This is a genomic window from Rhodoferax ferrireducens, assembly GCF_031458075.1.
Classification (GTDB): Bacteria; Pseudomonadota; Gammaproteobacteria; order Burkholderiales; family Burkholderiaceae_C; genus Rhodoferax_B; species Rhodoferax_B ferrireducens_A.
The window spans coordinates 436,931-452,906 of sequence record NZ_JAVDXT010000004.1 but is presented as its reverse complement, the minus strand read 5'-3'; the positions used below and the strand labels follow the sequence as shown (position 1 = coordinate 452,906).

13 protein-coding genes are annotated in these 15,976 nt (G+C 64.9%); 9 read left to right on the top strand and 4 right to left on the bottom strand.

Translation table 11 applies throughout. The features are described 5' to 3' along the window. From gspF to J2X19_RS20615, 3 genes are read left to right on the top strand one after another with little or no spacing between them, the layout of a single operon-like run. Positions 1-1,233 (top strand): type II secretion system inner membrane protein GspF, encoded by a 1,233-nt coding sequence (gspF, locus tag J2X19_RS20625; protein ID WP_310376085.1) that lies wholly within the window; start codon positions 1-3, stop codon positions 1,231-1,233. A gap of 2 nt (positions 1,234-1,235) precedes the next feature. Further along, complete coding sequence (locus J2X19_RS20620; protein WP_116604201.1) at positions 1,236-2,138, top strand: 5'-nucleotidase; 903 nt, start codon at positions 1,236-1,238, stop codon at positions 2,136-2,138. A 55-nt stretch (positions 2,139-2,193) separates the two neighbouring features. Further along, on the top strand, positions 2,194-3,969 hold the full coding sequence (locus J2X19_RS20615) for an ABC transporter ATP-binding protein/permease (RefSeq protein WP_310376082.1): 1,776 nt from the start codon (positions 2,194-2,196) through the stop codon (positions 3,967-3,969). Between the two features lie 51 nt (positions 3,970-4,020). Here the strand turns inward: J2X19_RS20615 and J2X19_RS20610 are convergent, their stop codons facing one another. The 3 genes from J2X19_RS20610 to J2X19_RS20600 form a co-directional block, all read right to left on the bottom strand. Further along, the gene (locus tag J2X19_RS20610) at positions 4,021-4,707 is read right to left on the bottom strand and encodes a hypothetical protein (RefSeq protein WP_310376080.1); all 687 of its coding nucleotides are present in this window, start codon (positions 4,705-4,707) and stop codon (positions 4,021-4,023) included. Positions 4,708-4,846: 139 nt separating this feature from the next. Continuing rightward, on the bottom strand, positions 4,847-5,320 hold the full coding sequence (locus tag J2X19_RS20605) for a cyanophycin metabolism-associated DUF1854 family protein (protein ID WP_310376078.1): 474 nt from the start codon (positions 5,318-5,320) through the stop codon (positions 4,847-4,849). Further along, entirely contained in the window at positions 5,320-7,593 is a 2,274-nt protein-coding gene (locus tag J2X19_RS20600; RefSeq protein ID WP_310376076.1) for a cyanophycin metabolism-associated ABC transporter, read from the bottom strand. The genes J2X19_RS20605 and J2X19_RS20600 overlap by 1 nt, the downstream gene beginning before the upstream one ends. Before the next feature lie 150 nt (positions 7,594-7,743). Here J2X19_RS20600 and J2X19_RS20595 point away from each other — a divergent pair, with 150 nt between their 5' ends. The 6 genes from J2X19_RS20595 to J2X19_RS20570 all read left to right on the top strand — a co-directional run bounded on the left by J2X19_RS20595 (position 7,744) and on the right by J2X19_RS20570 (position 14,951). After that, positions 7,744-9,981 (top strand): cyanophycin synthetase, encoded by a 2,238-nt coding sequence (locus J2X19_RS20595; RefSeq protein WP_310376226.1) that lies wholly within the window; start codon positions 7,744-7,746, stop codon positions 9,979-9,981. After that, positions 9,981-12,548, top strand: a complete 2,568-nt coding sequence (cphA, locus tag J2X19_RS20590; protein ID WP_310376075.1) for a cyanophycin synthetase — start codon at positions 9,981-9,983, stop codon at positions 12,546-12,548. Before J2X19_RS20595 ends, cphA begins: the two co-directional genes overlap by 1 nt. A 75-nt stretch (positions 12,549-12,623) precedes the next feature. Beyond that, positions 12,624-13,358, top strand: coding sequence for a septum site-determining protein MinC (minC, locus tag J2X19_RS20585; RefSeq protein ID WP_310376073.1), 735 nt, complete (start codon positions 12,624-12,626; stop codon positions 13,356-13,358). Positions 13,359-13,384: 26 nt separating this feature from the next. Next, complete coding sequence (minD, locus tag J2X19_RS20580; protein WP_116604209.1) at positions 13,385-14,200, top strand: septum site-determining protein MinD; 816 nt, start codon at positions 13,385-13,387, stop codon at positions 14,198-14,200. A 3-nt stretch (positions 14,201-14,203) separates the two neighbouring features. Then, the gene (gene minE, locus J2X19_RS20575; protein ID WP_092762361.1) at positions 14,204-14,467 is read left to right on the top strand and encodes a cell division topological specificity factor MinE; all 264 of its coding nucleotides are present in this window, start codon (positions 14,204-14,206) and stop codon (positions 14,465-14,467) included. 16 nt (positions 14,468-14,483) lie between these two features. Next, a complete protein-coding gene (locus J2X19_RS20570) occupies positions 14,484-14,951 on the top strand; it encodes a CreA family protein (RefSeq protein ID WP_116604210.1) in 468 nt (155 codons plus the stop codon). 16 nt (positions 14,952-14,967) lie between these two features. On the opposite strand, the gene J2X19_RS20565 is transcribed toward J2X19_RS20570, so the two are convergent. Continuing rightward, complete coding sequence (locus J2X19_RS20565) at positions 14,968-15,654, bottom strand: DUF2076 domain-containing protein (protein WP_310376067.1); 687 nt, start codon at positions 15,652-15,654, stop codon at positions 14,968-14,970. Positions 15,655-15,976: the final 322 nt, after the last annotated feature.

The window sequence follows — 15,976 nt, the reverse complement described above, 5'->3', positions numbered from 1 at the left end:
ATGCCCGCCTATTCCTTCGAAGCCGTAGATTCCCAAGGCCAGACCCGCAAAGGGGTGATGGAGGCCGACACCGCCAAGGCTGCGCGCGGATTGCTGCGCGCCCAAGCGCTGGTGCCGCTGGCGGTGGAGCCGGTCAACGCCAGCAGCAGCAACGCCGCCGGCAGCACCGGTCTGCGCACCAAGCTGTTTGAAGGCAAGGTCTTCAACGCCACCGGCCTGGCCATCTGGACCCGGCAGGTGGCCGGACTGGTGTCCAGCGGCCTGCCGCTGGAGCGCGCGCTGACGGCCTTGACCGAAGAGGCCGAGGACGAGCGCCAGCGCAATCTGCTGGCCTCGCTGCGCGCCGAGGTGAATGCCGGCGCCACCTTTGCCAAGGCACTGAGCCAGCACCCGCGCGAGTTTTCAAGCATCTACACCGCGGTGATCGGCGCTGGCGAACAAAGCGGCAGCCTGGGCCTGGTGCTGGAGCGCCTGGCCGACGACCTGGAAGAGCGCCAGGCGCTGCAGTCCAAGCTGGTTGGTGCGGCGCTGTACCCGGCCATCGTCACCCTGGTGGCCATCGCCATCGTGCTGTTCCTGGTCGGCTATGTGGTGCCGCAGGTGGCCAACGTGTTTGCCGGCAGCAAGCGCGCGCTGCCGTTTCTGACGGTAGCCATGCTGGCCATCAGCGGCATGGTGCGCAACTACGGCTGGGCCATGCTGATTGCTATTATTGTGATAGCTATCGGCGCACGTGCTGCCTACGCCAGGGCCGCTATCCGTGAAAAAATCGATGCCGCATTCCTGAAGCTGCCCCTGGTCGGCCCGCTGGCCCGCGGCTACAACGCAGCGCGCTTTGCCAGCACCCTGGCCATGCTGGCCGCCGCCGGCGTGCCGATACTGCGCGCGCTGCAGGCCGCCGCCGAAACCCTGAACAACACCGCCATGCGCGCCGATGCGCTGGACGCCCTGGTGCTGGTGCGCGAAGGCGCGCCGCTGGCCTCGGCCATGGCGCAGAAAAAGCGCTTCCCCGGCCTGCTGGCGATGTTCGCCCGGCTTGGCGAACAGACCGGCCAGCTGCCGCTGATGCTGCAGCGCGCCGCCGTGCAGCTGAGTACCGAGGTGCAGCGCCGGGCGATGGCGCTGGCGACGATTCTGGAGCCACTGCTGATCGTGGCCATGGGCTTGGTGGTCATGTTGATCGTATTGGCAGTACTCTTGCCAATCATCCAATTGAACCAATTCGCAAAATAGCCATGGCCCTGACTCTCGACGACAAACTGGTGGTGGCGATCTCCTCACGCGCCCTGTTCAACCTCGAAGAAGAAAACCGCTTGTTCGACGCGGGCGACGACAAGGCCTATATGCGGCTGCAGTTCGAACGGCTGGACGTGCCGGCCAAGCCGGGCGTGGCGTTCTCGCTGGTGCAGAAGCTGCTGGCCTTCAACGACGACGGCGTGAAGCGGGTCGAGGTGGTGATGCTGTCGCGCAACGACCCGGTCAGCGGCATGCGCATCTTCCGATCCGGCAAGGCCAATAACCTGCAGCTGGAGCGCGGCGTGTTCACCCAGGGTCGCGCACCCTTCGGCTATCTGCGTGCGCTGGGCGCGCATCTGTTTTTGTCGGCCAACGAGAAAGACGTGCGCGACGCGCTGGCGCTGGGCTTCCCCGCAGCCCGGGTGCTGACCGAATCGACCCAGGCCGGCAGCAACTACCCGAACGAAGTGCGTATCGCCTTCGACGGGGACGCCGTGCTGTTCAGCGACGAGGCCGAGCAGATCTACCAGCGCGACGGCCTACCAGCCTTCCAGCAGCACGAGATCGAGAAAGCCACCGTGCCCCTGCCCGACGGCCCGTTCAAGCCGCTGCTGGCCGCGCTGCACCGGCTGCAGAAAGCCAGCACGCCGCATATGCGCATACGCACCGCCCTGGTGACGGCCCGCAGCGCGCCGGCGCACGAGCGCGCGATCCTGACCCTGATGGACTGGCACATCGAGGTGGACGAGGCCATGTTCCTCGGCGGCCTGCCCAAGGGCGAATTCCTGCGCGAGTTCGAACCCGACTTCTTCTTCGACGACCAGACCGGCCACGTGAATTCCGCCGCCCAGCATGTGCCGGCCGGCCATGTGAGCAGCGGCGTCTCCAATCCCGCGAACTAAATCGCGCGGCGGTGCTCCATCGCTTGGCCCCGACACCACCCCACAGAAAAATTCCATGAGCATTGCATCGCGCTTCGCCGTCCTCCAAGACCAGACCGCCAAGGTCTGGCAGCTGTCGATCCCGTACTTCAAGTCGGAAGAAAAATGGAATGCCCGGGCCATGCTCGCCGCCATCGTGGCGCTGAACCTGCTCGGCGTGTACCTGCTGGTGCTGCTGAACCAATGGAACCAGGTGTTCTACGACGCGCTGCAGAACAAGAACCAGGCGGTGTTCTGGCAGCAGCTGGGGCGCTTTACCTATATCGCCTTCGCGCTGATCATCCTGGCGGTCTACAAGTTCTACATCACCCAGCTGCTGGAAATGCGCTGGCGCGCCTGGATGACCGAGCATTACCTGGGCCGCTGGCTGTCGAACCAGGCGTTCTACAAGATGGAGCTGGCGCGCTTCGCCAAGTCCGATCCCGACGCCGGGCCAGACAACCCCGACCAGCGTATCCAGGAAGACCTGAACCAGTTCACCAGCCTGACCATTGGCCTGTGCATGGGCGTGCTGAACGCGCTGGTGACCCTGGTCAGCTTTGTCGGCATTCTGTGGAGTCTGTCGGGCGACTTCTCGTTCCACCTGGGCGGCAGCGAATACTTCGTGCCCGGCTTCATGGTCTGGATGGCTTTGCTGTACTGCCTGGCTGGCAGCATCATCACCTTCTACATCGGCCGGCCGCAGATCAAGCTGAACTTCCAGCAGCAGCGGGTCGAAGCCGACTTCCGCCACCACATGGTGCGGGTGCGCGAATACAGCGAATCGATTGCACTGGACCACGGCGAAAAGGTGGAACGCACGCACCTGGACACGCGCTTTGCCGCCGTGCTGGCCAACTACCTGAAGCTGCTGAAGGCGCAAAAGAATCTGATCTGGTTCAACAGCTTCTTCGGCCAGGCGGCGGTGGTGTTCCCCTTCATCGTGGCCGCGCCACGGTTTTTCAGCGGCGCCATCCAGCTCGGCACGCTGATGCAGATTTCCTCGGCTTTTGGCCGGGTGCAGGACTCGCTGAGCTGGTTTGTCGACAACTACAGCAGCCTGGCGACCTGGCGCGCCACCACCGACCGCTTGACTTCATTTGAAGAACAAATTCAGGCTCTGACGCAGGTACAGTCTGCGCAAGTAGCTATCAATACAGGGGCAAATGCACCTTTGGAAGCGCAAGACCTGCAGCTGCGCCTGCCCGACGGTACGGTGCTGCTGTCCGGCCTGAACCTGCATGCCGCACCGGGCGACAGCGTGCTGCTCAGCGGCCCCTCGGGCAGCGGAAAATCCACACTGTTCCGGGCGTTTGCCGCGATCTGGCCGTTCTCCAGCGGCAAAGTGGCACTGCCGGCGGATGCGATGTTCATCCCGCAACGGCCCTATTTCCCCGATGGCACGCTGCGCAGCGCACTGGCCTACCCCACCGCTGCCAGCGGCTACAGCGACGAGGCCTTGTGCCAGGCGCTGACCGACGCACTATTGCCGCATCTGTGCAACCAGCTGGACCAGGAGGCGGCCTGGGGCCAGAAACTGTCGGGTGGCGAGCAGCAGCGGCTGGCGATTGCCCGTGTTCTGCTGAAAAAGCCGCGCTGGATTTTTGCCGACGAAGCCACCAGCGCACTCGATGCGCCGGCCGAAAACTCCATCTACCAGAAGCTGCTGGCGCAGGTACAGCAAGCGCAGGGCGCTATCATCTCCATAGCACACCGACCTAACGTGGCCGCCTTGCACCGGACCCGCTGGACGCTGGAGCCGCAAGCCGCAAACGCAGCCGTGCGCTACCAGATCAAGGAAACCAAGGAATAAGAGGAGAGCCCTTGCCAGACCTGGCAAGCGGCAACAGACAGCAGGGGCGTGTCAGACGCCGCTGGTCTTCTTGACCGCCGACGGGTCTTCGTAGGTCAGCGGGCCTTCGGCCAGCTTGTCGGGATTGAGGGTTTTGTTGGCCTCCTGGGCCACGTCCACCGCATTGCCGCCGGCGCGCCACAAGGCCTGCAAGAAGTCGAGCAGCTTCTTGGAGATGGGCTCGGGCGGCGGGTTTTCGGGCTTTTTCTCGGCCGCTTTGGGTGCCGTAGTCCAGTCGGTGGAGGGCTCGTCGTCTACCGCTGTGGGCTGGTTCGGGCCGGGCTCCTTGCCGGCCGCCAGCAATTTGGCGGCTTTGGCCGCGGTTTCGGGCGATTCGTTCTGCAAGGAATTGCCGGTATTTTTGCTTTCTTCGGCGGCGTTGACCGACTGCAAGGCGCTGGTAGTACCGGTGGAATCGATGCGGCCCACGGCTTCCAAGCCGTTCGCATCGTCTTGGGGATTCGCCACCCGCGCCTGCGCACGGGCCCGTGCCGCCACTTCCAACTCCACAATTTCCTTGACGGCGGTAGATATATCCAGCTTGACCGAAGGCTCAGGCTTGCTCACCGCCTCGACCTTGGCTGTCGCCTCTTGGATGGCGGAAGTTTCAGCTTTGGCTGCAGCCGCACTGCCGCCAGACTGCGAACCGGCAGCCGATAGCGGCCAGTTCACGTTGCGCTCGACAGAAGGTAATTGCATGGAGTTCACCTGGTTAGCCGGCCTAAAACTCGATTTTTTAGACCACGTAACTGGTTAACGGCAGAAATGCAGGGTTATTTAGGGCTATTTCGAAAATAGTTTAAAAAACTTTACCTTCGCAGCGAGAAGTCGGCGCGCTTTACAGGAAGCGCTCCAGCAGGCGCCGGGACGCCCGGTCCAGCGCCGTCATGTCCTGCACCCGGAACTGCACACCCGCGCCGCCAGCAATCAGCAAGCCGGTACGGTCCAGGCGGCGGATGTCTTCCTCGGTCTTGAGCACGAATTCGGTGTCGCCGCGGTCGGTCTCCACCGTCCAGACACTGGGGGTGGAAAAGGTTGAAACCGCTTTCAGGCGCCGGATTTCGGGCACGAACTCGCGGATTGCCAGCTCCTCCTCCAGCAAACCGCGCAGCGCCGGGGGCATGGCGCTCAGCTGTTCTATCCACACCAGCTCATGGCCTTCGGTGCCGACCAGCGACACGCCTTCATCGGGCGCAGCAATCGGAAAGGCCCGCACCGGCACCACGCCTTCGTGCCGTTCGCCGGTGGCAAAAACCAGCACCAGCCGGCCAAAGGCGTCGCGCTCCAGCTGGAAATCAGGGTTGTTTTTCATCATGGGTTTCCAGCAGGGTGGGCTGAGTGCTCAACAGAACGGGACAGGCTCAGGCCTTCGTCCTCGCTCTCGGTACGGCGCAGCTGCGCCTGGTAGAGCCGCCAGTACGCGCCTTCGCGGGCCATCAGCTCGTCGTGCGGGCCGACCTCGACCACCCGGCCGCGGTCCATGACCACCAGGCGGTCGGCCTTGCGCAGGGTGGACAGGCGGTGGGCGATGGCGATGGTGGTGCGGCCTTGCACCAGGTTGTCCAGCGCCTTCTGGATTTCGTTTTCGGTTTCGGTGTCCACCGAGGAGGTGGCTTCGTCCAGGATCAGGATGCGTGGGTCGATCAGCAATGCCCGGGCAATCGAGATGCGCTGGCGCTCGCCACCCGACAAGCCCTGGCCGCGCTCGCCGACCAGCGAGTCGTAACCCTGCGGCAGCCGCAGGATGAACTCGTGCGCGTGGGCGGCACGGGCCGCGGCCACGATTTCGCGGCGTGTGGCGTCGGGTTTGCCGTAGGCGATGTTCTCGGCAATCGTGCCGAAGAACAAAAACGGCTCCTGCAGCACCAGGCCGATGTTGCGCCGGTAGTCGGCCACGGCGTAGCGGCGGATGTCGGTGCCGTCGACCTGGATCGAGCCGTCGGTTACGTCGTAGAAGCGGCAGATCAGATTGACCAGCGTGCTCTTGCCCGAGCCGCTGTGGCCGACCAGGCCGATCATCTCGCCGGGACGTATCACCAGGTCCAGGTCGCGGATCACCGCGCGGTTGCCGTAGCGGAAACCGATGCGCTTCATCTCGATTTGCCCGCGCATGCCGCGCTCCACCTTGCTGACGGGCACTGGCTGGGTCGGCTCAGGCACGTTGGAGACGTGGTCCAGGATGTCAAAAATCCGCTTGGCCCCGGCAGCGGCCTTTTGCGTCACCGAGACGATGCGGCTCATCGAGTCCAGCCGGGTGTAAAAGCGGCCGATGTAGGCCAGGAACGCAATCAGCACACCCACGGTGATCTGGCCCTTGCTGACCTGCCAGATGCCAAATGCCCAGACCACCAGCAGGCCGATGTCGGTCAGCAAGGACACGGTGGGAGTGAACAGGCTCCAGGTCTTGTTCAACCGGTCGTTGACCGCCAGATTGGCCTGGTTGGCGGCATGAAAACGGTCGGCCTCGCGGCGCTCCTGGGCAAAAGCCTTGACCACGCGGATGCCGGGGATGGTGTCGGCCAGCACGTTGGTGACCTCGCCCCAGACCCGGTCGATCTTCTCGAAGCCGGTGCGCAGGCGGTCGCGCACCGCGTGGATCATCCAGGCGATGAAGGGCAGCGGCAGCAGGGTCACCAGCGCCAGCCAGGGGTTGATGGAAAACAGGATGGTCGAGGTCATCAGCAGCATCAGCACGTCGGTGGCGAAATCCAGCGCATGCAGCGACAAGAAGACCGAGATGCGGTCGGTCTCCGAACCAATCCGGGCGATCAGGTCGCCGGTGCGCTTGGCGCCGAAATAGTCGAGCGACAGGCCCAGCAGGTGCTCGAAGGCCGTGGTACGCAGGTCGGCGGCGATGCGCTCGGACACCAGCGCCAGCAGCCAGGTGCGCACCCAGCCCAAGCTCCAGGCCAGCAGCGCCGAACCCAGCAGCCCGGCCAGCAGCCATTTCACCTGCCCAACGTCGATCTGCTTGCCGCTCTGGAACGGGATCAGCACCTCGTCCATCAGGGGAATCGTCAGATAGGGGGGCACCAGTGTGGCGGCGGTGGACGCCAGCATCAGCAGGAAACCGGTAAGCAGTTGCCCCTGGTAGGGCTTGGCAAAGCGCCACAGCCGCAGCAGCACCCAGGTGCTGGGCACGGTGTTGAGCTCGCGGGTACAGACCGCGCATTCATCGCTGTCGGGCGGCAGCGGGGCGTGGCAGGTGGGGCACTGGCCGGGTTCGTCCAGGTGGGTATCCTGCGACAGCAAACGCTGCCCAAACAGCTTGACCAGCCGCAAGGCCTGCGGATCGGCTACCAGGGTATAGCGCCAGCGGGCCAGCCGGGTGTGGGCATTGTGCAACTCCAGCGTGCCGACGCCGGCATGGTCGGAGTGGCGCAACACCAGATCGGCGGCCAGCGGCCAAGACTGCCAGACCCCGTCCTGGAAGGAAACCAGGCGCTGGTCGGTCAGGGCCAGCAGGCCAGGGACAAAGCGCAGCTGGGCGTCCAGGTCAACGGACAGGCTGGCTTGGACGTTCTCGTGGGTTAGCAGCTGCGATTGCAGACCACTGGTAATTTCAACAGGAAGGTTTTGGTGCATTTTTTAGTTCCCGCGATCTCTTGCCTGGTGCTAGCGCCTCGCCGGGGCTCAGATTCTCGCCGATAGCGCCTTGTTTCTAATTACCATATGGCATCTACGCACAATAGCCACCCGCAGCCGGGGAGCCCGGCCATTACCTACCCCAAGCACATGAGCCCCAAGGACGACATCCAACTACTGCGCACCAAATACCTGCGCGGCCCCAACATCTGGACCTACCGCCCTGCCCTCGAAGTCTGGCTCGATTTGGGAGAGCTGGAGGAATTCCCCTCCAACCTGCTGCCCGGCTTTACCGACAGGTTGGTCGCCCTGCTACCCGCTTTGGTCGAACACCACTGCGGCGTGGGTGAGCGCGGCGGCTTCCTGCAGCGCCTGGTCGAAGGCACCTGGGCCGGCCACATACTGGAACACGTGGTGATCGAGCTGCTGAACCTGGCCGGCATGCCGACCGGCTTTGGCCAGACCCGCAGCACCAGCCAGCGTGGTGTCTACCGCATGGTGTTCCGGGCGCGCGACGAGCAAGTGGCCCGCACCGCCCTGGCCCAAGGCCACCGGCTGCTGATGGCCGCCATCAACGACCAGCCGTTCGACGTGAAAACCGCCGTGGCCGCGGTCCGCACCGAAGTCGACGACTGCTACCTCGGCCCCAGCACGGCTTGCATCGTCGCGGCCGCCACCGACCGCGGCATTCCGCACATCCGCCTGAACAACGGCAACCTGGTGCAGCTCGGCCATGGCGCACGCCAGCGCCGCATCTGGACCGCAGAGACCGAATTCACCAGCGCGATTGCCGAGGGCATTGCCCACGACAAGGATCTGACCAAGACCCTGCTGCAGTCCTGCGGCGTGCCGATTCCCGAAGGCGCGGTGGTCGACAGCCCGCAAGCCGCCTGGGACGCGGCCCAAGACATCGGCCTGCCGGTAGTGGTCAAGCCCTCGGACGGCAACCACGGCCGGGGCGTAGCCCTCGATCTGTCCACCCAGGCCGATGTGGAAGCCGCCTATCTGGTGGCCGAGCAGCACGGCAGCGAAGTGCTGGTCGAACGCTTTGTACGCGGCAACGAACACCGCCTGCTGGTGGTCGGCGGCCGCGTGGTCGCCGCAGCCCGCGGCTCGGTAGCCTGGGTCACGGGCAACGGCCAATCCACTGTGGCCGAGCTGGTCGATGCGCATATCAATACCGACCCGCGCCGCGGCACCCACGAAGACGCACCGCTGGGTCTGATCGAAATCGACAAGGACGAAGCCGTGCGGCTGGACCTGCAGCGCCAGGGGCTGACGTCCAGTTCGGTGCCCGCCGCCGGCCGCCAGGTGCTGATCCAGCGCAACGGCAATGTCGCCATCGACTGTACCGACCTGGTGCACCCCGAGGTCGACCACATCGTCTCGCTGGCCGCACGTATCGTCGGGCTGGACATCGCCGGTATCGACGTGGTGGCCGAAGACATCTCCAAACCGCTGGGCCCGCAGGGCGGCGCGATTGTCGAGGTGAATGCAGGCCCGGGCCTGCTGATGCACCTGAAGCCGGCCGAGGGCTCGCCCCGCCCGGTGGGCCGGGCCATCGTCGACCATCTGTTTGAAGAAGACGAAACCGGCCGCATCCCCATCGTCGGCGTCGCCGGCACCCAGGGCACGCACACCATCGCCCGGCTGGTCGCCTGGCTGCTGCACCTGAGCGGCATGCGCGTGGGCCTGGCCTGCCGCGACGGCCTGTTCCTGGACACCCGGCGCGTCGAAACCACCGATTGCGCGCACTGGGAGCCTGCGCACCGCCTGCTGATCAACCGCGCGATGGAAGCCGCCGTGATCGAAAACGGCGCGGCCAGCATCCTGCGCGACGGCCTGGCCTACGACCGCTGCGTGGTCGGCATCGTGACCGACCTGGGCGGCGCCGACACGCTAGCCGAGTTCGACATCACCGAAGACGACCAACTGGTCAAGGTGCTGCGCACCCAAGTCGACGTGGTGCTGTCCGAAGGCGTGGCCGTGCTGAACGCCGTGGACCCGCGCGTCGCTGCCATGGCCGAGCTCTGCGACGGCTCTGCCATTTTGTATGGAATTGACCCGCAGCTGTCCGCCACCATTGCACATCGCGCTATAGAAGGTAGAGCAGTTGTAATCCACAAGGGCTACATCATGCTGGCCACCGGCAGCGCCGAAGTGCCGCTGGTCAACCTCGACCTGCTGACCGCAGGATGGACCCGCCCAGCCCAGCTGGAGCCCATCCTGGCCTCGATCGCCGCAGCCTGGGCGATGGATATTTCGCCCGACCTGATCGTCGCCGGCCTCAAGACCTTCGAGCTGGACCTGCCCACGGCGCGTCCCACCCGCCCCGCCGTCCCACCGGCCGCACTCCGTACCGAACAAGAAGATAGAAAGACCGACTGATGGAAGTCTCACGCATCCGGGCCCTGCGCGGCCCCAACCTCTGGAGCCGCCACACCGCCATCGAGGCCGTGGTGACGTGTGCAGAATCCGAACGTGCGATTGCGCAACTGCCGGGTTTCGAAACCACGCTACGGGCGCTGTTCCCGGCCATCGGCCCGCTGCGTGCGAGCCCCGAACACACCTCGGTGTCGCTAGCCCATGTGCTGGAAGCCGCCACCCTGGCGCTGCAAGCCCAGGCTGGCTGCCCGGTCACTTTCAGCCGCACCGCGGCCACCCAGCTGCCCGGCGTCTACCAGGTCGTAGTGGAGTACAGCGAGGAAGCCGTAGGCCGCCAGGCACTGGAACTGGCCCAGGCGCTGATCCAAGCCGCCCTGGCCCACAGCACTTTTGACAAAGACAGCGCCATCGCCCAGCTGCGCGAGACCGACGAAGACGAACGCATGGGCCCCAGCACCGGCGCCATCGTGGACGCCGCCGTGGCCCGCGGCATCCCATTCCGCCGGCTGACCAAGGGCAGCATGGTGCAATTCGGCTGGGGTTCGCGCCAGCGCCGCATCCAGGCGGCCGAGTTCGACTCCACCAGTGCCGTGTCCGAAGCCATCGCCCAGGACAAAGACCTGACCAAGAAGCTGCTGCACGCTGCCGGTGTACCGGTGCCGCTGGGCCGTCCGGTCGACAGCGTGGAAGAAGCCTGGCAAGTCGCCTGCGAAATCGGCCTGCCGGTGGTCGTCAAGCCGCAGGACGGCAACCAGGGCAAGGGCGTGACCGTCAACATCGTCGACCGCGCGCACCTGGAGGTAGCCTATGCCGCCGCCGCCGAAATCGGCGAAGTGATGGTCGAAAAATTCCTGCCCGGCAGCGACTTCCGCCTGCTGGTGGTTGGCAACAAGCTGGTCGCCGCCGCGCGCCGCGACCCCCCCCAGGTGCTGGGCGACGGTGTGCACACCGTGCGCGAGCTGGTGGACATCGTCAACTCCGACCCCAAGCGCGGTGAGGGCCATGCGACCTCGCTGACCAAGATCCGTTTCGATGACATCGCAATTGCGCGGCTGGCGCTGCAGGACTTGAAACCCGAGTCCATCGCCGAAAAAGGCCGCCGCATCATCCTGCGCAACAACGCCAATCTCAGCACCGGCGGCACCGCCACCGACGTAACCGACGACGTGCACCCCGCCGTTGCCGCCCAGGCGGTGGCTGCGGCGCAGATGATCGGCCTGCACATCTGCGGCGTCGACGTGGTCTGCGAAAGCATGCTCAAGCCGCTGGAAGAGCAGCACGGCGGCATCGTCGAAGTCAACGCCGCACCCGGCCTGCGCATGCACATCTCGCCCTCCTTCGGCAAAGGCCGCAATGTCGGCGAAGCCATGGTCAGCAACCTGTTCGGCCCGGGCGACGATGGCCGGATTCCGTCCGTTGCCGTCACCGGCACCAACGGCAAGACCACCACCGCCCGGCTGATCGCCCACTTGTTCACCAGCAGCGGCCTGCGCGTCGGCATGACGAACACCGACGGCGTCTACGTGAACGGCCGGCAGATTGACAGTGGCGACTGCAGCGGCCCGAAAAGCGCCCGCAATGTGCTGATGCACCCCGATGTGGATGCCGCGGTGTTTGAAACCGCGCGCGGCGGCATGCTGCGCGAAGGCCTAGGCTTTGACCGCTGCCAGGTGGCCGTGGTCACCAATATCGGCGCCGGCGACCATCTGGGGCTGAACTACATCACCACGGTCGAAGACCTGGCGGTGCTCAAGCGGGTGATCGTGCAGAACGTGCCATCCACCGGCTACGCAGTGCTGAACGCAGCCGACCCCATCGTCGCCGCCATGGCCTCGGTTTGCCCGGGCAACGTGATCTACTTCACCGCCGACCGGCACCACCCTGTCATGGCCACGCACCGCGCCCAAGGCCGGCGCACGGTCTATGTCGATGGCGAACACATCGTGGCTGCCGTGGGCTCGTGGCGCGAACAGATCGCCCTGCGCGATGTGCCGCTGACCCGTGCCGGCACCATCGGCTTCCAGGTCGACAACGCGATGGCTGCCGTGGCGGCGGCCTGGGGCGTGGGCCTGAACTGGGACACCATCCGCCGCGGCCTGTCGAGCTTTGCCAACGATGCCGACAACGCCCCCGGACGCTTCAATGTGATGGACTACCGCGGCGCCACCGTGATCGCCGACTACGGCCACAACCCGGACGCCATGCGTGCCCTGGTATCGGCTGTCGAGGCCATGCCGGCCAAACGCCGCTCGGTGGTCATCAGCGGCGCCGGTGACCGGCGCGACGAAGACATCCGCGAACAAACCGTGATCCTGGGCGACGCTTTTGACGACGTGATCCTGTTCGAAGACGCCTGCCAGCGCGGCCGTGCCGACGGCGAGGTGGTCAAACTGCTGCGCGAAGGCCTGGCCAACGCCCAGCGCACCCGCAATGTGGACGAAATCTACGGCGAATTCATCGCCATCGACCAGGCCCTGGCCCGGCTGCAGCCCGGCGATCTGTGCCTGATTCTGGTCGACCAGGTGGAGGAAGCCCTGGCACATTTGGCGCAGCGGGTGGCTGCGGCCTAGTGCAAGGGGAGCAGATGGACCGGACCCTCTGGGGCGCACGGTAAAATCGCGCCTTTTCCGCCCCCTGCTCCACCCATGTCGTCTGTCCCCGCTGGGCACGCCCGTGCTTGCTTTGACCTGAAAAGCGCATCCCTGCCATTGATAGCCCTGGTGCTCAAAACCGCCAATCTGGCGGTTCTGGGCCAAGAGCTGGAAGCGCGCTATGGCGAGACACCCGACTTCTTCGACTACGACCCGGTGGTCATCAACCTGGTCGCAGTGGAAGAAGAAGCCCTGCCTATCGACTTCAAACAGCTGTGCATGCTTTTGCACAGCTACCGCATGCGGGCGATTGCGGTCCACGGCGGCAGCACTGCCCAACGCGCTGCGGCCAGGGCCGTGGGTCTGGTGGAAACGCCGGACATCAGCCATGCCCAACCCCTGGCGCCGGCCCCTGCCGCCGCACCGGCCGCGCCCGAAGTGCCTGCACCCGTAGTAACTCAGGGCACGGTGGTGATCGACAAGCCCTTGCGCTCCGGCCAGCAGGTGTATGCGCGCGGTGGCGATCTGGTGGTGCTGGCGGTGGTGAGCTTTGGCGCCGAAGTGCTGGCCGATGGCAACATCCACGTGTATGCGCCCCTGCGCGGCCGGGCGATTGCCGGCGCCAAGGGCAATACCGATGCGCGCATCTTCAGCACCTGCCTGGAAGCCCAGCTGGTGTCGATTGCCGGCACCTACCGCACCTCTGAAATCCCCCTGCCCGCCGATGTGCTGGGCAAACCGGCCCAGGTACGGCTCATCAGCGAAAAGCTGGTGATGGAACCTCTTTAACTCTGAACTTGAAAGACCCGCAACCCATGAGCAAGATCATTGTGGTGACATCCGGCAAAGGTGGCGTTGGCAAGACCACCACCAGCGCCAGTTTTGCATCCGGCCTCGCACTGCGCGGCCATAAAACCGCGGTCATCGACTTTGACGTCGGCCTGCGCAACCTCGACCTGATCATGGGCTGCGAACGCCGCGTGGTGTACGACCTGATCAACGTGATCCACAACGAAGCCAACCTGAACCAGGCGCTGATCAAGGACAAGCAGTGCGACAACCTGTTCGTGCTGGCGGCCTCGCAGACCCGCGACAAGGATGCGCTGACGCAGGACGGCGTAGAGCGCGTGCTGAAAGACCTGGGCGAGATGGGCTTCGAATACATCGTCTGCGACTCGCCGGCGGGTATCGAAACCGGCGCGCTGATGGCCATGCATTTTGCTGACGAGGCGCTGGTGGTCACCAACCCCGAAGTCTCTTCGGTGCGCGACTCGGACCGCATCCTGGGCATGCTGGGCTCCAAGACCAAGCGTGCGATCGAAGGCCTGGCCCCGGTCAAAGAACACCTGGTCATCACCCGCTACAACCCCACCCGCGTGGAAGACGGCCATATGCTGTCGCTGGAAGACATCCAGGACATCCTGCGCATTCCGTTGATGGGCGTGATCCCCGAGTCGGAAACCGTGCTGCAGGCATCGAACCAGGGCCTGCCCGCGATCCACCTGAACGAAACCGACGTGTCCGAAGCCTACAAGGACGTGGTCGCCCGCTTCCTGGGCGAAGAAAAGCCCATGCGTTTTGTCGATGCCGTGAAGCCGGGCTTTTTCAAGCGCTTGTTCGGAGGGAAATAAGCCATGTCTTTCCTGTCTTTCCTGCTCGGGGAAAAGAAAAAAACCGCTACCGTGGCCAAGGAGCGGCTGCAGATCATTCTGGCGCACGAACGCAGCGGCCGGGGCAATAGCCGCCCCGACTACCTGCCGGCGCTGCAGCGCGAGCTGGTGGCGGTGATTTCCAAGTACGTGTCGATCAACCCGGATGACATCAAGGTGCACCTGGAGCGCCAGGACAACCTGGAAGTTCTCGAGGTCAAAATCGAGCTCCCCGAAGCCCTGCGTTAACCCGAAAGCCACGCACATGAAGCTATGGACTGTTGGTTTGGCGCTTGGCGCAGCCTGCCTCGTCGCCCAGGCCGAGCAAATCGGCGCGGTCGATACCGCCTTCCAATGGATAGGCCCGGACCACAAGATCGTGGTCGAAGCCTATGACGACCCGGAAGTCCAGGGCGTCACCTGCTTTGTGTCGCGGGCCAAGACCGGCGGCCTCAAAGGCGCGTTCGGCCTGGCCGAAGACAAGGCCGAGGCCTCCATCGCCTGCCGCCAGGTCGGCCCGATCAGCTTCACCAAGCCACTGCCCTTGAACGACGAGGTGTTCAACGAGCGCCTGTCCATCCTGTTCAAGAAGCTGCGCATCGTGCGCATGGTGGACAAGAAGCGCAATGCCCTGGTTTACCTCACCTACTCCGACAAGCTGATCGACGGCTCACCGCAAAACGCCGTGACCGCCGTGCCGGTAGACCGGGCCACGGCGATCCCGGTCAAGTAACAACGCAGCCTGGGCCTCAGGCCCAGTCGCTGGAATCGCCGACGCCAAAGTCCATTCCGTCGTCGCCGCTGAAGCTGTCTGCATCGGCTGTGGCATCGCCGCTAAGCAAGCTGTTTTTGTCGGCGCTGTCGAGTGATGGAAGCGTAGGGTCACTCAGGCCGAAGGCCGACGCAGCGCTGCCACCACCCAAGCCATGGCTGGCGCCACTGTCGTTGCCGCTGCTACCGTGGTGGCCCATCAGACTCTCAATACTCTGGAACAGGAATGCACCCGCCGCCACGCCGGCCGCGGTCGTCGCCATGCCGGTCAAAAAGCTGGGCGCCTGGAAGCGCGATGGCGCAGTGGCCATTGGCGTAGCCTGGGAATAGCCAGGCGCAGATGCTGCGACCGGCGACGGCGCGACGTAGCTGGGCACCGCGGGGCCACGGCCCCAGGCGTTGCTGTCCAGAAAGCCTGTGCCGCTCGCAGAACTGCCTTGGCGGGCCTGCTGCAGTTCGGCCTGCAGGCTGCTGATCTGGGCCTGCGCAGCTTGCAAGGCGCCGTCTTGCAGCAAACAGCGTTGCACCAGCAGGTAGGCCGCGTCCGGCTGCCGCGCCAGCGCGTTGTCGATCAAGGTCTGCGCTTCGCTGTCCTTCACGCCGGCCCGCGCCTGGCCGAGTTGCAGCAAAAAGGTGTTCAGTTGGTCGCGCTCTTGGGTGTTCATGGAAACCTCAACGGTGGTGGTCGATAGCCGTCAGATGCCACCCGCGCCGCAGAAATTCAATGCCCCACCGGGTTGCCGTGGTGAAGTGGCGGTAAAGATCCGCAAGGCCGACTTCACAATTGCTACGCTTTTAATAGCTGTTAGCGCAGATACTACCTGCGCCAGAGCATTATTTTTTATAAATTTTCGATCCCTCCCAGCGGCATGCGCTGCGTGCCGTCGGCCGGCGCCCACCGCCGCGCAGCCCCCAGGGCCGGCCACAGGCACAGATGCGATACTTGGGGGGTACGCAGTGGGGCATTTTTGACGCAGCCATCGGCCA